The 22,503-nt window shown below is 33.6% G+C and carries 23 protein-coding genes; 6 read left to right on the top strand and 17 right to left on the bottom strand.

What is annotated here, in order from left to right:
- Positions 1–24 precede the first annotated feature (24 nt).
- The 13 genes from paaZ to HSX10_RS02055 form a co-directional block, all read right to left on the bottom strand.
- Positions 25–2,526: a phenylacetic acid degradation bifunctional protein PaaZ gene (paaZ, locus tag HSX10_RS02115; RefSeq protein ID WP_173586549.1), complete on the bottom strand. Its 2,502-nt coding sequence runs from the start codon at positions 2,524–2,526 to the stop codon at positions 25–27.
- Between the two features lie 430 nt (positions 2,527–2,956).
- The gene (gene pcaF / locus HSX10_RS02110; protein ID WP_173586548.1) at positions 2,957–4,168 is read right to left on the bottom strand and encodes a 3-oxoadipyl-CoA thiolase; all 1,212 of its coding nucleotides are present in this window, start codon (positions 4,166–4,168) and stop codon (positions 2,957–2,959) included.
- A gap of 334 nt (positions 4,169–4,502) precedes the next feature.
- A complete protein-coding gene (gene ypfJ / locus HSX10_RS02105) occupies positions 4,503–5,366 on the bottom strand; it encodes a KPN_02809 family neutral zinc metallopeptidase (protein ID WP_173586547.1) in 864 nt (287 codons plus the stop codon).
- A gap of 20 nt (positions 5,367–5,386) precedes the next feature.
- Positions 5,387–5,791, bottom strand: coding sequence for a hotdog fold thioesterase (locus tag HSX10_RS02100; RefSeq protein ID WP_173586546.1), 405 nt, complete (start codon positions 5,789–5,791; stop codon positions 5,387–5,389).
- 118 nt (positions 5,792–5,909) lie between these two features.
- Entirely contained in the window at positions 5,910–7,097 is a 1,188-nt protein-coding gene (locus HSX10_RS02095; RefSeq protein ID WP_173586545.1) for a 3-hydroxyacyl-CoA dehydrogenase NAD-binding domain-containing protein, read from the bottom strand.
- A gap of 93 nt (positions 7,098–7,190) precedes the next feature.
- Positions 7,191–8,126, bottom strand: a complete 936-nt coding sequence (locus tag HSX10_RS02090; RefSeq protein WP_173586544.1) for a pyridoxal-phosphate dependent enzyme — start codon at positions 8,124–8,126, stop codon at positions 7,191–7,193.
- Between the two features lie 54 nt (positions 8,127–8,180).
- On the bottom strand, positions 8,181–8,963 hold the full coding sequence (locus HSX10_RS02085) for an enoyl-CoA hydratase-related protein (RefSeq protein ID WP_173586543.1): 783 nt from the start codon (positions 8,961–8,963) through the stop codon (positions 8,181–8,183).
- A gap of 107 nt (positions 8,964–9,070) precedes the next feature.
- On the bottom strand, positions 9,071–9,568 hold the full coding sequence (paaD, locus tag HSX10_RS02080; RefSeq protein ID WP_173586542.1) for a 1,2-phenylacetyl-CoA epoxidase subunit PaaD: 498 nt from the start codon (positions 9,566–9,568) through the stop codon (positions 9,071–9,073).
- A 174-nt stretch (positions 9,569–9,742) separates the two neighbouring features.
- On the bottom strand, positions 9,743–10,495 hold the full coding sequence (paaC, locus tag HSX10_RS02075; protein ID WP_173586541.1) for a 1,2-phenylacetyl-CoA epoxidase subunit PaaC: 753 nt from the start codon (positions 10,493–10,495) through the stop codon (positions 9,743–9,745).
- A gap of 186 nt (positions 10,496–10,681) precedes the next feature.
- The gene (gene paaB / locus HSX10_RS02070) at positions 10,682–10,972 is read right to left on the bottom strand and encodes a 1,2-phenylacetyl-CoA epoxidase subunit PaaB (RefSeq protein ID WP_173586540.1); all 291 of its coding nucleotides are present in this window, start codon (positions 10,970–10,972) and stop codon (positions 10,682–10,684) included.
- Positions 10,973–11,068: 96 nt separating this feature from the next.
- On the bottom strand, positions 11,069–12,025 hold the full coding sequence (gene paaA / locus HSX10_RS02065; protein ID WP_173586539.1) for a 1,2-phenylacetyl-CoA epoxidase subunit PaaA: 957 nt from the start codon (positions 12,023–12,025) through the stop codon (positions 11,069–11,071).
- Positions 12,026–12,121: 96 nt separating this feature from the next.
- Positions 12,122–13,195, bottom strand: a complete 1,074-nt coding sequence (locus tag HSX10_RS02060; protein ID WP_173586538.1) for a 2Fe-2S iron-sulfur cluster-binding protein — start codon at positions 13,193–13,195, stop codon at positions 12,122–12,124.
- A gap of 69 nt (positions 13,196–13,264) precedes the next feature.
- Complete coding sequence (locus tag HSX10_RS02055) at positions 13,265–13,834, bottom strand: TetR/AcrR family transcriptional regulator (protein ID WP_173586537.1); 570 nt, start codon at positions 13,832–13,834, stop codon at positions 13,265–13,267.
- A 113-nt stretch (positions 13,835–13,947) separates the two neighbouring features.
- Between HSX10_RS02055 and HSX10_RS02050 the strand changes: the two genes are divergently transcribed.
- Positions 13,948–14,256, top strand: coding sequence for a rhodanese-like domain-containing protein (locus HSX10_RS02050; protein ID WP_173586536.1), 309 nt, complete (start codon positions 13,948–13,950; stop codon positions 14,254–14,256).
- A 3-nt stretch (positions 14,257–14,259) separates the two neighbouring features.
- Here the strand turns inward: HSX10_RS02050 and HSX10_RS02045 are convergent, their stop codons facing one another.
- On the bottom strand, positions 14,260–14,883 hold the full coding sequence (locus tag HSX10_RS02045) for a DUF4230 domain-containing protein (RefSeq protein WP_173586535.1): 624 nt from the start codon (positions 14,881–14,883) through the stop codon (positions 14,260–14,262).
- 227 nt (positions 14,884–15,110) lie between these two features.
- Between HSX10_RS02045 and HSX10_RS02040 the strand changes: the two genes are divergently transcribed.
- Both HSX10_RS02040 and HSX10_RS02035 read left to right on the top strand, forming a co-directional pair.
- Positions 15,111–15,872 carry a hypothetical protein gene (locus tag HSX10_RS02040; RefSeq protein WP_173586534.1) on the top strand — a complete coding sequence of 254 codons (762 nt, stop codon included), beginning with the start codon at positions 15,111–15,113 and terminating at the stop codon, positions 15,870–15,872.
- Between the two features lie 215 nt (positions 15,873–16,087).
- A complete protein-coding gene (locus HSX10_RS02035; RefSeq protein ID WP_173586533.1) occupies positions 16,088–16,960 on the top strand; it encodes a hypothetical protein in 873 nt (290 codons plus the stop codon).
- A gap of 15 nt (positions 16,961–16,975) precedes the next feature.
- On the opposite strand, the gene gldC is transcribed toward HSX10_RS02035, so the two are convergent.
- Positions 16,976–17,311, bottom strand: a complete 336-nt coding sequence (gldC, locus tag HSX10_RS02030) for a gliding motility protein GldC (RefSeq protein WP_173586532.1) — start codon at positions 17,309–17,311, stop codon at positions 16,976–16,978.
- A complete protein-coding gene (gene gldB, locus HSX10_RS02025; protein ID WP_173586531.1) occupies positions 17,311–18,270 on the bottom strand; it encodes a gliding motility lipoprotein GldB in 960 nt (319 codons plus the stop codon). Before gldB ends, gldC begins: the two co-directional genes overlap by 1 nt.
- 85 nt (positions 18,271–18,355) lie before the next feature.
- On the opposite strand from gldB, the gene nadE reads away from it, so the two are divergent.
- The gene (gene nadE / locus HSX10_RS02020; RefSeq protein ID WP_173586530.1) at positions 18,356–19,144 is read left to right on the top strand and encodes an NAD(+) synthase; all 789 of its coding nucleotides are present in this window, start codon (positions 18,356–18,358) and stop codon (positions 19,142–19,144) included.
- Between the two features lie 120 nt (positions 19,145–19,264).
- Positions 19,265–19,894 carry a response regulator gene (locus HSX10_RS02015; protein ID WP_173586529.1) on the top strand — a complete coding sequence of 210 codons (630 nt, stop codon included), beginning with the start codon at positions 19,265–19,267 and terminating at the stop codon, positions 19,892–19,894.
- A 4-nt stretch (positions 19,895–19,898) separates the two neighbouring features.
- Here the strand turns inward: HSX10_RS02015 and dnaG are convergent, their stop codons facing one another.
- Positions 19,899–21,893 carry a DNA primase gene (dnaG, locus tag HSX10_RS02010; protein ID WP_173586528.1) on the bottom strand — a complete coding sequence of 665 codons (1,995 nt, stop codon included), beginning with the start codon at positions 21,891–21,893 and terminating at the stop codon, positions 19,899–19,901.
- 214 nt (positions 21,894–22,107) lie between these two features.
- Between dnaG and HSX10_RS02005 the strand changes: the two genes are divergently transcribed.
- Complete coding sequence (locus HSX10_RS02005; RefSeq protein ID WP_173586527.1) at positions 22,108–22,434, top strand: DMT family transporter; 327 nt, start codon at positions 22,108–22,110, stop codon at positions 22,432–22,434.
- Positions 22,435–22,503 lie beyond the last annotated feature (69 nt).

Here is a 22,503-nt window from a genome sequence, read left to right as displayed (position 1 = left end):
GGGTGCTTCGAGCAATTCAATTTGCTACAACAAATTGAATTGCTCGAAATGATGATTTAAATGTTTTCTTTCTAACAAATACGATTCGTATTTATTCAATTCTCCGAATACTAAATTCTTTAGTTTAGCTTCAGGATTTTCTTTAAAATACTCTAAATATTTTTCGCGTTGTGCTTTAAACTTATCTATAGCTGTAGCTAAATCGGAATGCTTTAATGTATCTAAAGTGTCTTTTTCTAACTGAGGAAATTGAGAGTTCTTTGGGAATTTATCAAAGTTCCATAAACTATTATGGACTTTATCTAAAATCTTTTCTGGTGTTGCTATTTCAAAATCTTGAATTTCACCTGAAGCGATTTTATAGGTATATTCTAAATGCTCGATCATGTGCTGTGGCGTCATAATTCCCCATTCTGGTTTCATATCTTCTTTTAATGCAGAAAGACATGCATTGATTTTATCTTCCGTCATTTCGGTTAAAACTTCTTGCTTTTTCTGAACCATAGTTAAAACTGTTGCGAATGCTACTTTCTCATCGGTATTAGCATCGAAAATTTCTGCATACCATTTTACAATTCCGCTTGGATGCTCTGCAGAAGCCACATCTCTATCTACTTTTTGTTTACACGTTAGGCGTACGTAAATGGTATCGTTGTGATATAATGGACGTAAGAATCTGCATTCTTCTAATCCGTAATTTGCTGAAACTGGTCCTTTATTTGGGTAGACGAATAATCCTGCCGCAGCTGAAATAATAAAATAACCATGCGCTGTTCTTTGTTCGAAAATACTTCCGTCTAAAGATGTAATATCTGTATGTGCATAGAAATGATCCCAAGTAACATTTGCAAAATTAATAATGTCTGTATCTGTAAATGTACGTCTGTGGGTTTTCATTGACATTCCTGGTTGAATATCTTCCCAATGGTATTTAAATGGATGTTGTGGAGCTTCCTTATATTTTGCGTTTTGCTGGTAAATACCAGTGATTTCTGTAATTGTTGTTGGTGAACCTTGAATTGCTGTACGCTGTAAGTAATGTTTAATACCTCGCATTCCTCCCATTTCTTCTCCTCCTCCAGCACGACCTGGACCTCCATGCACTAAGTATGGTAATGGTGAACCATGACCTGTACTTTCTTTAGCCATATCACGATTAACTACCATAATACGACCGTGATGAGATGCAGCATTAATTACATACTCTTTAGCAATCTTGTCATCATTAGTTGCAATTGAAGACACTAATGAACCTTTACCCATTTGTGCTAAAGTAATTGCTTCGTCTAGGTTTTTATATGGCATAATGGTACTTACTGGACCAAATGCTTCACGTTCGTGAATGATTGTATTTTCAAAAGGGTGATCAGAACGTAATAAAATAGGACTAATAAAAGCACCTTTTTTAGCATCTGCTCCAATGGTATTTATTTCATCTAAACTTCCATAAACAATTTGTGCTTCTTTAGATAAATCATTTACTGAATCTCTAACTGCTTGCACTTGTTGATGGCTTACCAAAGATCCCATTCTCACTTCTTTTAGCCTTGGATCTCCAATAGTGACTTTATCTAATTGTTTAGATAATGCAGTTTGCACATCTTCCACTAAATTTTGCGGAACAATAATTCTACGTATTGCAGTACATTTTTGTCCTGCTTTAACTGTCATTTCTTTTCTAACCTCTTTAATAAATAAGTCGAATTCTTGTGTTCCCGGAACTGCGTCTTCTCCTAAAATCGAAGCGTTTAAAGAATCGGCTTCCATCGTAAATGGCACAGATTCTTGAATTAATTGCGGATGCGCTTTTAATAAGCGTCCTACTTTTGCTGAACCTGTAAATGTCACGACATCCTGAGACTCTACAGTATCTAGAATTGTTTTTACGGTTCCGTTTATAATTTGTAATGCGCCTTCGGGTAAAATACCTGAAGCTATTATTTCTTTTGCTACAGCTTCGGCTAAATAAGAAGTTGAAGGTGCTGGTAAAACCACAGCAGGAACTCCTGCCATCCAGTTTACGGCACATTTCTCTAACATTCCCCAAACTGGGAAGTTGAATGCATTAATATGGACTGCAACTCCTTTTTTAGGTACCATAATATGATGCGCCATAAAACGTCCGCCACGAGATAAATCAATAGCATCCCCTTCTACGTGATATGGTTGGTTTGGAAACAGTTTTCTAAGGGAAGCATTAGCGAATAAGTTTCCGAAACCTCCTTCGATGTCAATCCAACTATCTACTTTAGTTGCTCCTGTTCTGTAACTTAAATCGTAAAACGAATTTTTTCTTTTAGTAAGGTATAATGCTAATTTTTTAAGCATGTTTCCACGTTCTTGGAAAGTCATTTTACGAAGAACTTCTCCTCCTTTGGTTCTTCCGTAGTTAAGAATTTCTGGAATGTCTAATCCTTCTATAGCAATGCTTGTAAAAGCTTCTCCTGTTACTGCATCTAGAATTGGTGTTCCTTCTTCTTTACCTGTTGTCCATTGACCTTGAACGTAGTGTTGAATTTTATTCATATCAAATGCCTGCGCAGGCAGGTATCTTATTAATTATTACTTTTTTTCTGGCGTTACCTACAAGTCAGGCTTTCCGTTATATCTTTTTTACTTGTTCTCGATACAAAATTGCAAAAAAGCAATTTCACTCGAACTGACGTAAAAAAGGATGCCACTTCAATTGTGAAACACTCACGAATTCCTATTTAATAAAATAGAATAAATGAGTAATCCTTAACGCACTTACTTGCTATGCTTTTTTCTTAACCAAAGTATATTTCCTTTTTGTTAAGAGATTCCTGCTTTCGCAGAAATGACAAATCTTTAATTAACCAATAACCTTAGTTGGTATGCGCGTTAGCGATTGAGGCATTTGTTGAAGCTCTTTTTTGTTCTTCTCAAAAAAAGCGACTGCCGAAAGCGCGACCCTTGTGGTAACGCCCAAATTATTTTACAAATTCACATTTTCGATAATTGCAGCATACCCTTGTCCGACGCCAATACACATGGTAATTAACGCATATTTTTTGTTCTGTTCCTGCAACTCTAAAGCTGCTGAATACGCAACTCTCGCGCCTGTTACACCAAGCGGATGACCAATGGCAATAGCACCACCATTTGGATTTATTCTTGGGTCGTTATCTGCCAATCCCCAAGCACGAATACAAGCCAAAGCCTGTGCAGCAAAGGCTTCGTTAAGCTCGATAATATCCATATCGTCCATGGTCAATCCTGCTTTTGCTAAGGCTTTATTGGAAGCTTGCACAGGACCAATGCCCATAATTCTAGGTTCGACACCAACCACTGCAGAACTCACGATTCTTGCTAATGGTTTTAAATTGTATTTTTTTACTGCGTCTTCTGATGCAATAATGGTTGCCGCTGCTCCGTCGTTTAATCCTGAAGAGTTTCCTGCGGTTACGCTTCCGCCTTCTTTTTTAAAGGCTGCTCTTAGTTTTCCTAAAACTTCTAAAGATGATGTTGGTTTTATGAACTCATCTTTTGAAAATTGTATAGGATCTTTTTTACGTTGTGGAATTTCTACAGTAACTATTTCTTTTGCTAGTCGACCATTTTCTTGTGCTTTGGTTGCTTTTTGCTGGCTCCAAAGCGCGAATTTATCTTGGTCTTCGCGAGAGATATTATATTTCTCGACTAGGTTTTCGGCAGTCATTCCCATGCCATCTGTACCGTATAATTTTTGCATTTTAGGGTTGATAAAACGCCATCCGAAAGTGGAATCGTACATTTTAGAATCACCTCCAAATGCGGTTGATGGTTTTGCCATTACGTATGGTCCTCGCGTCATGTTCTCGACGCCTCCTGAAATAAAAACGTCTCCATCTCCTGCTTTTATAGCTCTGTTTGCGTGAATGATTGCGGATAATCCTGAGCTACATAAACGGTTTACGGTTTCACCAGGAACTGTGAATGGTAATCCTGCTAAAAGTGATGACATACGCGCTACATTACGATTGTCTTCTCCTGCTTGATTGGCGCATCCCATGATAACATCGTCGTAAGCTTCCTTAGGAATGTTTGGATTACGTTTTACGATTTCTGAAATTACAATTGCTCCTAAATCGTCTGTTCTCACAGCAGATAATGTGCCTTTGTAATTTCCTATTGGTGTTCTGATTCCGTCTATTATGTATGCTTCCATGTTTGAAATTGAAATTGAAATTGAAGTCGAAAATAGAAGCTTCTATTTCAAATTAATATTATTTTTTTGGCGTTCCCTAAAGGTCGGGCTTTCCGTTATATCTTTTTTTCTTGTTCTCGATACAAAATTGCAGAAAAAGCAATTTCACTCGAACTGACGTAAAAAAGGATGCCACTTCAATTGTGAAACACTCACGAATTCCTATTTAATAAAATAGAATAAATGAGTAATCCCTAACGCACTTACTTGTTACTTTTATTACTAATCAAATTTTATTTTTTATTTGCTAAGAAATTCGCTTCGGTAGACCTAAAGGTTTGTGCTATTCATGTATTTAATTTATAAGTGCAGCAAACGTATCTCCGTTTCTAATATCGCCTGTATTATAACCTTTCATAAACCACTCCATACGCTGTTCTGATGTCCCATGAGTGAAACTATCTGTGTTTACACTTCCTGTACTTCTTTTTTGTATAGCATCGTCTCCTACAGCATTGGCAGCACTCATCGCTTCCTCAATGTCTCCCGCTTGTAAATATTGTTTATTATGATGCGTCCAAACCCCTGCATAAAAATCGGCTTGCAACTCTTGTGCTACAGATAATTTATTAGCTCCGGTTTGATTGGTTTGACTTTGCAGTTGTCTTACTTTGTTAGAAGTTCCTAATAAAGTCTGAATGTGATGTCCTACTTCATGTGCTGTTACATAAGCAATTGCAAAATCACCTCCTTTAGCTCCGAAACGTGTTTTTAGTTCATCGAAGAAAGCTAAATCCATATATAATTTTTGATCTCCAGGACAATAAAACGGACCAGAAGCAGAAGTTGCACTTCCACATGCAGTATTAACAGCATCTGTGAATAATACCATTTTTGGCTCTTTATAATTACCGAGATTGTATTCTGAAAAAATTTGATTCCAAACATCTTCCGTATCTGCTAAAACGGTAGCCATAAAATTACCCATTTCAACTTCTTGACTCGTTAGATCTCTTTGTTCCACTTGCTGTGTTGAGGTTTGACTATTTGCTACCTGCTCTATAATTGGCGCTAATTGTTGCCCTGTTTCACCTCCAAAAAGTTGCAATAAAATTACAACTACGGCAATAACTCCACCACCAGCTGCTACTTTACCTTTAGTTCCCATGCCGCGTTTGTCTTCAAGATTCCCGCTTTGTCGTCTACCTTTCCATTTCATAATTTTATATTTTTACTATTTTACTCCCAATCTTTTTGTGTTCTGTAAGCAACACCTTTAAAAAGTGCTACTAACTCATTTCCTCTTTTGACTTCGATAATATTAAAACCTAATCTATTTTTCACATTTTCAATAACAGATTCTGCGGTAATATAATCGCCTTCTTCTAATGCTTCAATATGATTAATACTGGTTTCTATAGAAACTGCATATTTACCATGTGTGTTTGCTGCAAATCCGAAAGCTGTATCTGCTAAAGAATAACTAATTCCTCCATGCGCTTTACCCATACTGTTTAGCATTTCTTTTCTAATAGTCATTGCTACTTTGCAACGTCCTAGTTCACTTTCAAGGATTTCTATTCCTAGCCACGTGCTGTAGGCATCTTGTGATAGCATTTTATGTGGAATTTGTTCTGGTTTCATATTTATTATTTCGTCACTTCGAATGATTCCGATTTTTCATCGGAATTGTATCGAGAAGCCTCACTTGTTCTCGATATAAAATTGCAGAAAAAGCAATTTCACTCGAACTGACGTTATATTAAAAAAACGTTTTATTTTCTTTATTCATGTTACGTAATAATGGACTACAACGGTATCTATCTTCGTGATATTCGTTATATAATTCGTCCATTTTTTGCACACACCAATCGATTCCTTTTTCGTCTGCCCAGGCTAATAATCCTTTTGGATAATTAACTCCTTTTGTCATGGCAATATCTATATCTTCTGCCGATGCGATGTTTAAAAATAAGGCATCTGCGGCTTCGTTGATTAGCATAACTAAAACACGATTAAAAATTTGATTTTTCAAAGACTCTTCGTCTTCATAAGTTTCAAAAGTCTTTGTGTTTGCGTGATTTGCCTCAATTATTTTGCCGCTTTTATCATAATCATAAAAACCTTTTCCAGATTTACGTCCTAAGTAACCTGCTTCAGCAAAACGTTTTTGAGTAAATGAAGGCTTATATCTTGGGTCGAAATAGAAGGCGGTAAATACGGTTTCGGTTACGGTGTAATTGACATCGTTTCCTATGAAATCCATTAATTCAAATGGTCCCATTCTGAAATCACCTAAAGATTTTAGACTATGATCAATGGTTGCAAAGTCTGCTAACCCTTCTTCGTATATTCTTAAGGCTTCACCATAAAATGGTCTTGCGACTCTGTTGACTATAAACCCTGGCGTGTCTTTGGCAACTGCTACTATTTTTTTCCAATCGGAAATTGTTTGAATCGCTTTTTCAAGTACTGCTTTAGATGTTTGAATGGCTGGAATGACCTCAACCAACTTCATTAAAGGTGCTGGATTGAAAAAGTGAATACCTACACAACGCTCTGGTTTATTAAGTGATGCTGCAATTGATGCTATTGATAAACTTGACGTATTTGATGCAATAATACAATCGTCAGACACATAAGTTTCTAATTCTGAAAATACTTTTTTCTTAATATCTAGGTTTTCAATAATCGCTTCGATAGTTAGATTAGAATCTGCTAAATCTATTAATGTATCTACATAAGAAATATTAGATTCTATTCTCTTTTTTTCAGCAGTATCTATTCTTCCTTTTTCAATTAAACGATTCAATATTTTTTCTAATGAAGCTTTTGCTTTATCTAAAGCTCCTTGATTGGTGTCGTACAATTTTACTTGACAACCAGAAGTTGCTGCTACTTGTGCGATGCCGCTTCCCATGGTTCCTGAACCTATAATTCCTATGTTCATGTTTTTACTTTTATTGTGGATTCCTGCCTACGCAGGAATGACAAATTATTTTTTTTATTGATACCCTTCGACTGCGCTCAGGGTGACAGTTATCTAAAATGGCAGATTTTTCACATCTACATTACCACCAGAAATAATAATTCCGATGTTTTTAGTTGCAAATTCTTCTTTGTTATTTAATACAGCTGCAAAAGCTACTGCACTTGATGGTTCTACAATAATCTTCATACGTTCCCAAATCAACTGCATGGCATTGATAATTTCCTCTTCCTCTACACATATTATTTTCTCTACATGTTTTTGAATAATTGGAAAATTACGATCGCCTAAATTTGTTCGAAGTCCATCTGCAATGGTATTAAAACTTAGATTCGTTTCTATTTGACCCGAAATTAATGATCGATATGCATCATCAACAGCTTTAGGCTCGGCACCAATTACATTACATTTTTCAGAGAAATAATGTGTTGCCAAAGCAGTTCCTGCAATAAGACCTCCTCCACCAACAGGTGCTAGGATAATATCTAAATCTGGTTGCTCTTCTAATAATTCAATTGCTGCTGTACTATTACCATAAATAACCTCATCTTGATTAGATGGGTGTAAAAATGATGTTCCCTTTTCCTCTTTAACTTTATTAGCTGTTGCTTCTCTTGCTTGAGGTGTCGATTCACATTCTATGATTTCACCCTCATAAGTTTTAACTGCATCTTTTTTGACTTGTGGTGCATTTTCTGGCATTACAATGTATGCCTTCACATGTAACTTTTGAGCTGCTAATGAAACTGCTTGGGCAAAATTACCTGAGGAATGTGTTACCACACCACGTTCTCTTTCCGCATCAGAAAGTGAAAGAATTGCATTTGCTGCTCCTCGCATTTTAAAGGCTCCCATTTTTTGAAAGTTCTCACATTTGAAAAATAGATTACAGCCTGCCTCTTTATTTAGCAATTCTGAGGTTAGCACTGGTGTTTGGTGAATAAAAGGTTTTATTCGGTTGTGCGCTTCTATGAGTGTTTGTTTGTTCATATTGTTCTCGATACAAAATTGCAAAAAAAGCAATTTCACTCGAACTGACGTTAATTAATTTCCTTTAAAATTTGGTTTTCTCTTTTCAATAAATGCTGCGACTCCTTCTTTATAATCTTCACTTTGTGCGGCTTCAATTTGTAACTTAGACTCCAACGCTAATTGAGATTCTAAATCATTGGTCATCGATTTATTGAATAATTCTTTAATCATACCCAATGCTTTTGTAGGCATGTTTGCCAGTTTCAAAGCTAACTTATTGACATCTTCTTCAAAACTTTCTAATGGAATCATTTTATAAATCATTCCCATTTTCTCTGCTTCTTCTGCTGAAATTTTATCGCCTAACATGGCTAATGCTAATGCTTTTTGAAATCCGATTAATCTTGGTAAAAAGAATGTTCCGGCACTATCTGGAACCAGACCTATTAAACTAAACGCTTGAATGAAACTTACTTTTTCATGTGCAACAACAATATCACAAGCTAAAGCAATATTTGCTCCTGCTCCTGCTGCAACTCCGTTTACAGCTGCAATTACTGGTTTTTTAATATTTCTAATTCTAGTAATTATTGGATTATAATGCTCTTCTAATATTTTTTTGAATCCAGGATTTAAATCTGGATCCGTAACTTCTTTTAAATCTTGTCCTGCACAAAATGCTTTTCCATTTCCAGTAAGAACAATTGCTCTAACCTCATCATTTGTTTCACAAGCATCTAAAGTATCGTGAAGCAAAAATGCCATTTCACGGTTAAAACTGTTGAACACTTCTGGTCTGTTTAGCGTGATGTACGCTATTTTATTTTCTATTTTTAAAAGAATGCTTTTATTCATATGTTTTTCTTTTATTGTGGATTCCTGCCTTCGCAGGAATGACAAAACTTTTATATATTCTCAATACAAAATTGCTAAAAAACAATTTTACTCGAATTGAAGTTCCTTTACTTTAGACATTTAAAATAATCAAATGGTTCTTGGCAATCGTCACATTGAAACTGTGCTTTACATGCTGTGGAACCAAACTGACTTACTAATCTTGTGTTTTGTGAACCACAATTGGTGCACTTCACTATCCTTTTATCATTAAGCAATACATCTTTATCTGCTTCTGCGTTTAAAGGTGCTGCTATGCCATAATCTTCTAATGCTTTTCTTCCTCTTGGTGTAATCCAATCGGTGGTCCAAGCTGGTGCAAGAATTAATTCTATCTCAGAGTGGTATCCTGCCACTTTTAATGCGGCTTTAATATCGTCTCCAATAACATCCATCGCTGGACAACCACTATACGTTGGTGTAATTTCTACTTTTACAATATTATTTTCTATGACTGCAGTACGTACCACTCCCATATCCATGATAGATAATACTGGGATTTCAGGATCTGAAACCTGTTCCAGAATTGGAATTAAGATTTGGTCTATGTTTTGTTCTGTTGTCATATTCATTTCCCGTGAAAACGGGAATTTTGCTTTATTACTTCTCGATACCATTCCGATAAAAAAATCGGAATCACTCGAAGTGACGTCATGTTTAACCGACTAACTTTTACTTTTTCGATTATGAGATTAGCTTTGCTGAACCTAAAGGTTTATCTGCCTTCTGAGGAATTTGTGTTACCATTCCATATTAGGATACGCACGTTGCATATATTGAAGCTCTGCTAATAAATACCCTAAATGTTCGGTGTGAACGCCTTCTTTTCCACCTTTTTGAAACCATTTTGATTCCGGGATTTCGAGTGTTGCTTCTTCTAAAATTTCATTTACCTTTTTATAATAGGTCTCTTTAAGTTTTGTTACATCAACACCAATTCCTTCTGCAACCATTGCTTTATCTGCTTCGGTTTGATGAAATAACTCATCAGTATAGGTCCACAAACCATCAATAGCATCTTGCATTTTTGTTTTACTTTCCTCTGTACCATCTCCTAAACGTTTTATCCAGTCTCCTGAAAAACGTTCATGATAACTCACTTCTTTAATTGATTTTGTTGCAATAGCAGATAAAGTTAAATCTTTACTTTTTTCTAATTTCTGTAAAAATAATAAATGATATATATCGAATAAGAACTGACGTGCCATGGTATATGCAAAATCTCTATTGGGTTGTTCTACCAACAATACATTTACATATTCTCGTTCTTTACGAAGCATTGCTATATCATCTTCAGTTCTGTTATCTCCTGCAATTTTTGCTGCGTATTGAAAATAGCTTCGTACTTGTCCGAATAAATCTAATGAGATATTGGTGCAAGCGATATCTGTTTCTAGGCTTGGTCCATGTCCTGTGAGCTCTCCTAGTCTTTGTCCTAGGATTAGACTGTTGTCTGCGATTCCTAATATATAGTTGTATAGGTTTTGTTTCATTTTAAGTGCCCATAAAAATGGGTATCTATTTAATTACTTCTCGATACGATTTGCTCGTTCCTCACAAATCACTCGAAGTGACGTTCTTATTAATAATGAGATTCTTCACTTTGCTCTGAATGAGATTTAGATTCAATTGATCAGTTTCCCACTTTCGTGGGAATTGTAATTCGAGCTTTGCTCCAATTACATATGTTTTACTTCGTCCGGTAAATCATAAAATGTTGGGTGACGATAGACTTTATCTTGAGCAGGCTCAAACATTTCACCATTGTGTTCTGGATTTGATGCTGTGATATTTTTAGATTCTACGACCCAAATACTCACTCCTTCATTTCGTCTTGTGTACACATCTCTTGCATTTTCTAATGCCATTTCTGCATCTGCTGCATGAAGACTTCCAAAATGACGATGTTCTAATCCATTTTTACTTCTTACAAAGATTTCCCAAAGTGGCCAGTTTTTTTTATCAGACATAATTATATGTTTTGTTTCATCTTATTCTCGATATAATTTTCTTTGATTTCGACTGCGCATAAACTGACAGAAAATCTCTCGAATTGACGATAAAATTTAAATTGCTTGTTTTTGTTTTCTTGCTTGCTTCTTTTCGGCATGTGCCATAGCCGCATCTCTAACCCATTCTCCTTCTTCCCATGCACCAACTCTAGCTTTCATGCGTTCTTTATTCATTGGTCCATGGCCTTTTACGACTTGCCAGAACTCGTCCCAATTAATTTCACCGAAATCATAGCTTTGGCGTTCCTCGTTCCATTTTAAATCTGGATCAGGAATTGTAAGTCCGATTAATTCGGCTTGAGGAACCGTTTGATCTATAAATTGCTGACGTAAATCGTCATTAGATTTTCGTTTTAACTTCCATTTCATGGATTGTTCCGTGTGAATAGATTCTGCATCTGTAGGACCTAACATCATTAAACTTGGCCACCACCAACGATTTAAAGCATCTTGTGCTAATTCTTTTTGCTCAGGTGCTCCGTTTGCCAACTTCATCATGATTTCGTAACCTTGACGTTGGTGAAAACTTTCCTCCTTACATACACGAACCATTGCTCTTGCGTATGGTCCATAAGAAGTGTTACATAATGGCACTTGATTGATAATTGCAGCGCCATCGACTAACCAACCTACAGCTCCCATATCTGCCCAAGTTACTGTTGGGTAATTAAAGATGGAAGAGTATTTTGCTTTACCTGAATGCAATTGATCGTATAACTCATCGCGAGAAATCCCTAAGGTTTCACATGCCGAATAGAGATATAAACCGTGACCAGCTTCGTCTTGAACTTTTGCTAAAAGTGCTACTTTACGTCGCAAAGAAGGTGCTCTTGTAATCCAATTTCCTTCGGGAAGCATCCCTACAATTTCGGAATGTGCGTGTTGCGACATTTGCCTAATATGCGTTTTACGGTATTTTTCTGGCATCCAATCTTTTGGTTCGATTTTCTCGTCTCTTGCGATACGTGCTTCGAATTGTACTTCTAGATTTTTTATTTGTTCTTCACTCATCTTGTTTGTTGTTAGTGAATTGTTATTAGTTTATAGTGGATTCCTATTTACACAGGAATGACAAATTATAGAGATATTTTTCTACAAAAGGATTTATTATACATCAAAATCTACAATTACCTTTTCTGTTGTTGGTACTGCTTGGCAACTTAAGACTAGGTTTTGTGAGACTTCTTTATCGCTTAATGCGTAATTTATTTTCATTTCGACTGCGCCTTCTTTCACTTCGCATTTGCAGGTGCTACAAACACCACCTTTGCAGGCGAATGGCAAATCTGCTCCTGCGCCTAAGGCTGCGTCGAGGATATTATCGTATTCTTTAGTCATGGTGAAGGTGAATTCTTTTCCCCCATCGACGATAACCACTTCGGTTCCTTCTACATTTTGTTTTGCTAGACGTTCTGCTCGCTTAATGTCTTCATCTGAAAGTCCGGTTACAAACAACTCAGAATGTATCAGTTCTTTTGGTAATCCTTTATTTATTAAATACGCGCTTACGTAGTTTACCATTTTTTCTGGACCACATAAAAATACTTCACTTGTATCTGGAATATCGATAAACGTATTGGTAAGAATCTTCATCTTTTCATCATCGAATCTTCCGTTTAATAATTCAATATCTCTACGTTCTTTGGTTAAGAAATAATAAATTTCAAATCTTCCGAAATAAGTGTTTCTTAATTGTTCTAGTTCTTCTTTAAAGATAATGGATTTTGCGGTTTTATTAACGTAAAATAATTTACATGTAGAATTTGGTTCTGCTTGCAAATGTGCTTTAACCATAGACAAAACTGGTGTAATGCCACTTCCTGCTGCGAAAAACAAGTAGTTTTTGGGATTTGATGCGTTGACTTCTACACCAAATGTACCGCTTGGTGCCATCACTTCTAATTGGTCACCCGTTTTTAGCGTTTCGTTTATATAAGTTGAGAATTTCCCACCAGGAATGAGCTTTACAGCAACTTTCCATTGACTATCTAATGGACTTGAACAAAGTGAATACGAACGACGCACATCTTCTCCGTTAATGTCTGCTTTTAGAGTTAAATGCTGACCTTGACGAAATTTGAATGTATTTTGTAATTCTATAGGAACATAAAAGGTTATAACAGAAGTATCTTCGTTTTCCTTGTATATATCTTGAATTTTAAGCTTATAAAACTGTGCCATATGTATTTTTAAAAACACTTAACTAACACTTGTTAGTTTGTTTGACAAAGTTAGTAAATAAATTTAAATCTATTTTATGACTCCTTTTATAAGAATTTCATTGAGGTTACTAGATAGTTCTTGAAGATTTACATCTTCCTTTTTCGGTATCCATAAATAAAGCGAACGTAAGGTTGTTAAGATTGAAAACATCATTACATCTGGTTTTATGTCTGAAATTTCACCAGCTTTTATACCTTCAATAAGAATATTTCTGAAATCATTTTCGTAATCGCTACGCAACTTTTTGTAGTAATTTAATCGAGCTTCTAAATGCATCCAATCGTGATTTAAAGCAGCCATACCATAAATATTGGTACTAGATACTTCTACATGCAACGCTATAATTTCTTTTAACTTTTCGATGCAAGTAGCATTGCTTTCTCTTACAGAAGACATGCCTTCTGTAAACTGTTCTGCAATAGAAATGATAATACTTTCTAATATATCTTGTTTAGAATTGATGTGATTGTAAAGACTTGCTGCTTTTATATTCATAGCCGTTGCCAAATCTCGCATGGTGACCGCACTGTAACCTTTTTCTTTGAAGAGTTTAGCAGCTACTCTAATAATTTCTTGTTGACGTGTCTCTGGTTTCATAGTGAGGTAAAATACTAAATTTACAAGATTTTTAAGTAGAACGCAATTATAATGTAACTTTGGTTACGAATGGTTTTCTAAACTTTTCGGAAATTTGTTCAAAAATAAATACAATGGGAATATTTAATGCTTTATTTGGAAAATCGACTAACAACGTTGCAGAATACTTAGAAAAAGGAGCTGTTATTTTAGATGTTAGAACACCTAGTGAATACCAAGGCGGACATATCAAAAATGCGATTCACATTCCAGTTCAAGAACTAGGAAACAGAATTAACGAGATTAAAAGACTAAACAAACCTGTAATTGCCCATTGTGCTAGTGGCATGCGCTCTGCAAATGCTGCAAGTATTTTAAAATCTAATGGAATTGATGCCATAAATGGTGGCGGAATGGCAAGCTTACAACGAAAATTGGCTTAAATTTTAATCTAATATATTTTTAAGGTTATTAAGCTCTCTTAATTCTAAAATTGGACTTTGGTTGTATTCTAAAGTCCAACCAAGAGAATTAGTTAACATAAAGAATTTAGACAATTCGCTAATCAATCGGTTTTGCGCATTAGATTTTAGCTCTGATGCTTCAACTTTTTTCATTAGCGACTTTTTTACGGTCGTTTTTATACTATTGTAATCTTTGGCTTCAAATGGATTGAGGTAATCTGCTTGCATATCGTAATATTCAAAATCTGGACTGATTTTAATCTCTTCTTTCGGAATGCTTAAGATTTTAAGTGTTTTTGTTTCTTCATCTATTTGATATTCAATTTTACTTAAATCGTACCCTATAGTTACATCTGCATTGACAATAACTATGGCTTTTTTTTCAGCAGAAATTAAATCTCCAAAAACATCTTTAGAATTTTTATAAGTGAACACTTCACTAAAATGCCCTTCGGTAACAACGAGTTTACCAACGTTTTTAATTTGTTCTTGAATTAAAGCTGTACTCTCTTTAAGTACAATTTTATCTTCTTGTTTATCACTACAATATTTAAAGGTGAATAGTACAACTAATGTAATTATGACACCAAATAAGATTTTTCGCATAAGCTAATTTAAAAAATTAGAAGCTAAAACAACTTTAATCTTCAATATTTAAATCTTCTTTATTTGCTATACATCGTATCTTAGAGTAAATCAGCTAGAAAAAGGGTTACTTATCCTAAAAACAAGGAAATTAATTATCAATTTCATAAATTATACTATAAACTAATAAACAATAATGTTTTAAAACAACATTCTCTAAGAAATCTCTAATCTTAAAAGTGAATATTATGACTAAAAACATAAGCACACTACTCGTCCTACTTCTTACTTTATTTAGCCACAGTCAGAATACAATTTTAATTCAAAACAAAAATCCAAAAGCTAAAGAACTAAAACACCGTTTAAATTCTACAAAAGATAGTTTATTACTTTATTCTGAATCCAAAATCTTACAAATTGAAATATTTAACGAAGATTTTGAAAAAAAAGTTAATATTGAAGCTTTTGAAACTCTAATTTCATTAGAAGATGTTCCTATTGGTAACTTTGTTGTTGAAGTAAAACTAACCGATAAAATTATACTTATAGATTTAATAAAGAACAATAAATTTAATTATAATATTTCATCAGACATAAAAGAGACCTTAGGAGGAAAAGGTATGATGCTAGACGAAAACTTGAATATCGTTAATAGCGTTCCAAACGAAAGTATAGAATTCATACTAACTAGAGTAAACACTAAAAAACAACTTTCTAATAATCAAAAATATTTTTGGACAGAAAGTAAAATTATTAATAAAAGTGGATCTTGTAAAACTATGCGATTAGCGAATAAAGAGATCGTAGATAAAATGATTTTAAAACATCAGTTAGAAATAGAAAGCAATGCTGGAAAATCTAATAAACTGACTATTTGGGAAGTTTACAACACTAAAAAATTCATGGAAAATCAGCTCGCAAACCCAGATTTTGTCTATTCAATATCAGCCGAAATATTTAATAGTAACCCATATTATTCAACTCAAGTTAACACTCAAAATTTACAATAAAATTAATAGTATATAATCACTTGTATGTTCAAAAAAATAGCTCGTCACACGATATAACAGACATTTAAGACACATCAACAAAAAAATACGCTATACACCTATAATATAACAGCTTAGTATGTAAAAAGAGTAACTTTGAAGCAAATAACAATCACATCACTCAAAATGAAGCGATTGATGTTAAAAATTGTTTCCCAAAGACAAGAAACCTACTTATGAGACCACTATACATCATCGTATTCATGCTCTTGACCTCATTAGTTTATGGTCAAAAATCTGTACTACTTAAAAACAGAAATTTAAGAGCAAAAGAACTTAAGCATTATTTAAATGAATCTCAAGATAGTATCATTTTTAAAGGTGAACGTACTATTTATGAAATCATGATTTACAATAGTGATTTTGAACGTGTAGTAAAAGTTAAAACACCTGAGGCTAAAATTATAATTTCAGATATCCCAATTGGGAGATATGCTGTTGAAGCTGTATTAAGAGATAAGTTAATTATTGTTACTTTATTAAGAACAGAAAATTTCAATTTAATACAATCATCATATATTGTAGATAATGATAGGCCAGAAAGAAAATCGCTAGAAGATCTAAATATACCCCTTGTAAGTAAAGCTAAAACAATAGAGACTCCTAATGAAGAACTTATCAATACTTTAGTAACTCAAAAAAGTGAGTCATTAAATTCTGAAAACACATTGTATCAAACAAATTTAGGACTATCTGGAAAAAGGGTTTCACCTGCTAAAAAAGAAGTCAAAGTAAAAAGCATAACAAAAAAAGCAAGTACTACATCCAAGACTACAACATCTAAATATTGGGTATCTTACAAAATAAATAGTGGTACAAGTTCTGAAAAGACATTAAAAATGGCTGATCAAGCAACTGTAGATCGTATAATTCGAAAAATAAAAATTGATATGCGCACTACAACAGGTCGGTTAAATGAGCTTACTGTATGGGAAGTCTTTAACCCTAGTGATTTTGCAAAGCATAAAAGAAAACATAAAAAAAACTATATGAATATAGATTCAAATAGTTTTAATAAAGTTCCCTATTTTAAAGTAGACCATGAATAAACGCTAATAAAGTGCTTATTTTTTTAGCTCTAATTTTTCTGCAAAATAATCACAAAAATCTTTCATAGTATCTGTCATTTTTTGATCTTGAGTTGCTCTAAAAAATGAATCACTCATAGTTACCAAGGTTTGATGAAAAAAGAGTTTCATTTCATCTACAGGCATATCTTTAGTCCACAAGTCTATTTTTAAAGTTTCTTGTTCCTTACTGTCCCAAACAGATAACAATACAGCTTTAGCTTCTTTATTATCAATACCACCATCTTGAGCTGACCAATTTAATTTTTCTGGCACTCTATTCTCATCAAGTTCTACGTTTAGTACTATTTTAGATTTTATAACTTTAGACATTATTTTTTTGGTTTAAATTTAGATTTATTAAATATTTCTTCAGGCTCTAATTGCATAATTTTCAAAACATCATCACCTGTTGTACCTGCGTAAGCTTTTACAATTTGCCATCCTAGGTATTGACCTAAACGCCCTGGAGATTGATTGTCTAATTCTAGATAAAATTTAGAAAACGGAGCTTCTGCAATAAAGCGACCTGGTAATTTAGAATCCGTACTGTATAATAATTCTTTTTCAATAAAGTAACTCCAAATCTGACTTTCATTAGCTTCAGCCCACTTTATCTGCGCTTCAGTATAACCAATCTTCTCGGCATCTGTTTTAAACGGAATCATAACATCTTTAAAGTATAACAACTTTCCGTAGTATATCATTTCATCTAGCAACCTTTTTCTACTTGTCTGAAATAAGTATTTTGTTGCATAACCGTTTGCTACATCAGGAACAATTTGGTTTTCTTGCATGTTAGCAGCAATATACATGGGTATATTTTGATAAAATCTATGATCTTCACCTAAATAATTATCTAATGCAATAAGTACAAGAGAATCATTTACAAACGTTTTATCTCTGTATGCCACATCATTAGTTAGTGTAATTACTCTCGGTACAGAAAAAGATTTATCATAATATTTTAAGTGTTGAAATAAGCTTTTTAAATCTTTTTTTGAAGTATCGAAATCAGGGTATTTATCTTGTACATCATTTAATAATTCAGACTGCAAGGTATCTCCCATTTTTTCAATCCAAAAAGCATCTGGATCACTAGAAAAGAAAAACGGGTAGTCTTTTTTTAACCTTGGTAAATCTTCTGGTTTTGATTCAAAAAAGGCTTTATCAAAACGCTCAACGTTAAAATTCACCTCTATTTTTGCGATTTCTTGCTCTACTTTAGATTCTTCATCACAAGACATAAAAGTAAAGCTGATACATAAAATAATGAAAATTCTTATTTTCATTTGGTAAAACATTTTTAAACTTAACACGTTTCTGCTATTTTTGTTACGCAAAGGTACACTTCTTTGTTTTAAAAATTAAAAAATTATGAATACAGAAAAGGTTGTAGAACATATAGTAGGTTGGCTAAAAGAATATGCAAATAAAGCCAATATGAATGGATTTGTAATTGGTGTCTCTGGAGGTATAGACTCTGCCGTAACATCAACTTTATGTGCTATGACAGGACTAGATTTACTTTGTCTAGAAATGCCTATTCACCAAGCACCTAACCAGGTAAGCAGAGCTCTTAACCACATTAATTGGTTAAAAGGCAATTACGAAAAAGTAAGTACAAAACAAGTTAATCTTACAACTGTATTTGATCAATTAATAGCTGAATTACCTGCTGTAGATGATGAAGAAAGTCGTTTTATGGCTTTAGCAAATACAAGAGCGAGATTAAGAATGACTTCTTTATATTATTTTGCTGCTTTAGAAAAATACCTGGTTGCAGGCACAGGAAATAAAGTTGAAGATTTTGGCGTTGGCTTCTATACTAAATATGGTGATGGCGGGGTAGATCTTAGCCCTATTGCAGACTTACTAAAAAGTGAAGTTTACGAAATAGCCAAATATTTAGGGGTTAATGAAGAAATAATAGCAGCAGCACCAACAGATGGTTTATGGGGAGACGACAGAACTGATGAAGATCAAATTGGAGCTTCATACCCAGAATTAGAATGGGCAATGCAAATGAAGGAAGAAGGAAAAAATGAAACGGACTTTGAAGGAAGACAACGTACTGTTTTTGAGATTTTCAAAAACTATAATACAGCAAATAAACATAAAATGGTTGCTATACCCGTTTGCGAAATCCCTAATAATTTGAAATAAATTTTTAAATTACATAAATAAAAGGTTAATTTTATTCGATTTTTTCACTATTTTTATACTTATCCCCTAGGTTGTATTTAGTTTACAAACTCTAAGCATTAAAAATAAAATACAATTACCATGATAAACATTTTGATCGTTGATAGCCACCCCATTGTCAGAACAGGATTAGAGCTTTTTTTAAACAATAAACCCGACTTAAAAGTTATCGGCAGTTTAACTAGTGGAATTGAAATATTTGAATTTGTACGCCGTAATAATGTCGATATTATAATATCTGAAATCGATTTACCAGAGCTTAATGGGATTACAGCACTTAGAGCTATTAAAAAAGAAAACAAAGCTGTAAAAGTTTTAATGTTTAGTCATCAACCCGAAGAAATATATGCCATAAGCACTATAAAAGCAGGCGCTTCGGGTTACTTAAACAAAGGTGTAGATATCGAGGAGATAGAAACTGCTATTAGAAAAATTAATACTGGTGAAATTTCACTTAGCGAAAAAATGGATAAACATTTTCGTTATGAAGATACTAGAAAAAGCAGAAGCCGTATGTTTAAAAAACTTTCTACTAGAGAAGTCGAAGTTTTAAAACTACTTTCTATTGGTCGTAAAAATAAAGAAATAGCTGAAGAATTAGATATTAATGAAAAAACAGTCAGCACGTACAAATCTAGATTGTTTAAGAAATTAAATGTAACAAATATTGTAGATTTAATTCACCAAGCTAAGCACCACAACCTTACATAACTCACTAACTCACAACCTTACCTAGTTTTCTAGATAATAACATTTTAAGACCAACATAATCTTTTACATCCTCTATTATAGAACGTGTATCTGCATTTTCTTTTAAGGTTTCATTTTTATATTCAATAACCTTTTTGTCAATTAAATGACATCTTAAACTTAATATGGTCTGACTCACTAATAGAGCAACAGAGTCTTTTTTCTCTTTTGGGATAATTAAATTCCGCTCCCAATCATGAAGATTATAACGTTCATCTTCCATTAAAATACTTGTAACGGTACCTGCCGTTTCTTGATCTAATTGATTGATGAAATTCTTTGTAGAAAAATTTTCATCTTGATTTAATTTATCAATAAGAGAATAATAAAGTGTTTTAAACTGTGGATTAGAAAAATGCATTTCGTCTTCTTGTAAGTCTAAATATATTTTTTCGAACACGCGAGTTTCTTGCTTCATGGGTTTAGAAACTAAATCTCCTGTAGCTTCATCAACTTCTAAAACAACATCTTCAAACTCTTCAGTTTTATCACCATAAAGCATTAATATTTCAATAATCTTTCGTTCTAATTCATATTGAACATCGATTTTTGGCTTACTACTAGGAGGCTCTTCATTTCTATAAACTTCAAATGGTGGTTCATTTGGATCAGAAGAAGTAGGTGGCGCATAAGACTTGGGTTTACTATTACTCTGAGCTCCTTTATTATTAATTTGTGCTAAAGTTGTAAAAAGAACATTCTCGCTGATATCCATAATACGCGCACATTCTTGAATATAAATTTCGCGTTTTATCTGATCTGGAATTTTAGCTATACTATTTACAATCTCTCGGATTGTTTCTGCTTTTTTAATTGGATCATTATTTGCTTCTTTTACTAATAATGAAGCTTTAAACTGAATAAAATCTTTAGCATTATCATTAAGATATTCCTTTAGTTCTTCTAGAGTATTAGATTTTGAAAAACTATCTGGATCTTCACCATCAGGAAATGTACAAATCTTAACATTAACACCTTGTTCTAGAATTAAATCGATACCACGAATAGATGCTCTTATACCAGCTGCATCACCATCAAAAAGAACCGTAATATTATTTGTTAATCGGTTAATTAAGCGTATTTGATCTGGTGATAAAGCCGTACCAGAAGAAGACACAACATTTGTAATACCTGTTTGACATAACTGAATAACATCTGTATAACCTTCAACTAGGTAGCAATTATCTTCTTTTGCAATACTTTGCTTAGCATGATACAAACCATACAAAATTTTACTCTTGTGATAGATTTCGCTTTCAGGTGAATTTAAATATTTAGCCGCTTTCTTATCGTTAGTTAAAATACGTCCACCAAAACCAAGAACACGCCCACTCATACTATGAATAGGAAACATAACACGGCCTTTAAAACGATCAAAACGCTTTTCGCCTTTTACAATTGTTAAACCTGTTTGTTCTAAAAAATTAATTTTATAACCTTTACCTAAAGCATCGTCTGTAAAACCTTGCCATTCATCTAAAGAATACCCAAGATCAAATTTCTTAATGGTTTCTTCTGTAAATCCACGCTCTTTAAAATAACTTAAACCAATGGCTTTACCTGGATTTGTTTTATGCAGTACATTTTGAAAATAGCTACTCGCATATTCACTCACTAAATATAAACTTTCTCTATTGTCTGCCTGTGCTTTTTCTTCGTCTGTACGTTCTGTTTCTTCTATTTCAATATTATACTTTTTAGCTAAATACTTTATCGCTTCGGGATAAGTAAAATGCTCATGCTCCATTAAAAATGTTACAGCATTCCCTCCTTTTCCACTTGAAAAATCTTTCCAAATCTGCTTAACAGGAGACACTACAAAACTCGGTGAACGCTCTTCACTAAAAGGGCTTAAACCTTTGTAATTAGTACCCGCTTTTTTAAGCTGTACAAAATCGCCAATAACCTCTTCTACTCGAGCGGTTTCAAAAACTTTTGCAATGGAATTTTGTGAGATCATGCTTTAGATTATTCTTGTAAAAACAGAAATATTTTATATTAAAGATTATAGAGTTTCGAAGATTCTTGATGAAATAAGAATAACAAGTTGACAAATTTAAGACAAAGTAAGTATATTAAAAATTATAGTTTGATTAAACTTAAGTTTCTGATTTAAAAGAATGAATTTGGATAAATTACACCTTAACTTGATACCTTATAAATTTTAGTATTACATGAATTGGATTTTATTAATTATTGCTGGATTATTTGAAGTTGCTTTCGCGGCTTGCCTTGGAAAGGCTAAAGAAACCACAGGAATAGAAACAACCTATTGGTATATTGGTTTCCTTGCCTGCTTAACCATGAGCATGCTATTACTTATCAAAGCTACAGAGGAATTACCCATTGGCACTGCTTATGCTGTTTGGACAGGGATTGGTGCTGTAGGAACGGTACTTGTTGGTGTTTTTGTATTTAAAGAACCCGCTACATTTTGGCGCTTGTTTTTTATTTCAACATTAATCATCTCAATAGTAGGCTTAAAAGTGGTCTCTCATTAATACAAAATAAAAAACCTTAATCTAAAATAGACTAAGGCTTTTTAACACTCAAAAATTGATTGATTGATT

It is taken from the genome of Winogradskyella undariae, assembly GCF_013285155.1.
Classification (GTDB): Bacteria; Bacteroidota; Bacteroidia; order Flavobacteriales; family Flavobacteriaceae; genus Winogradskyella; species Winogradskyella undariae.
Note: the sequence above shows the minus strand (reverse complement) of the source record. Positions and strands in the feature narration are given on the sequence as shown.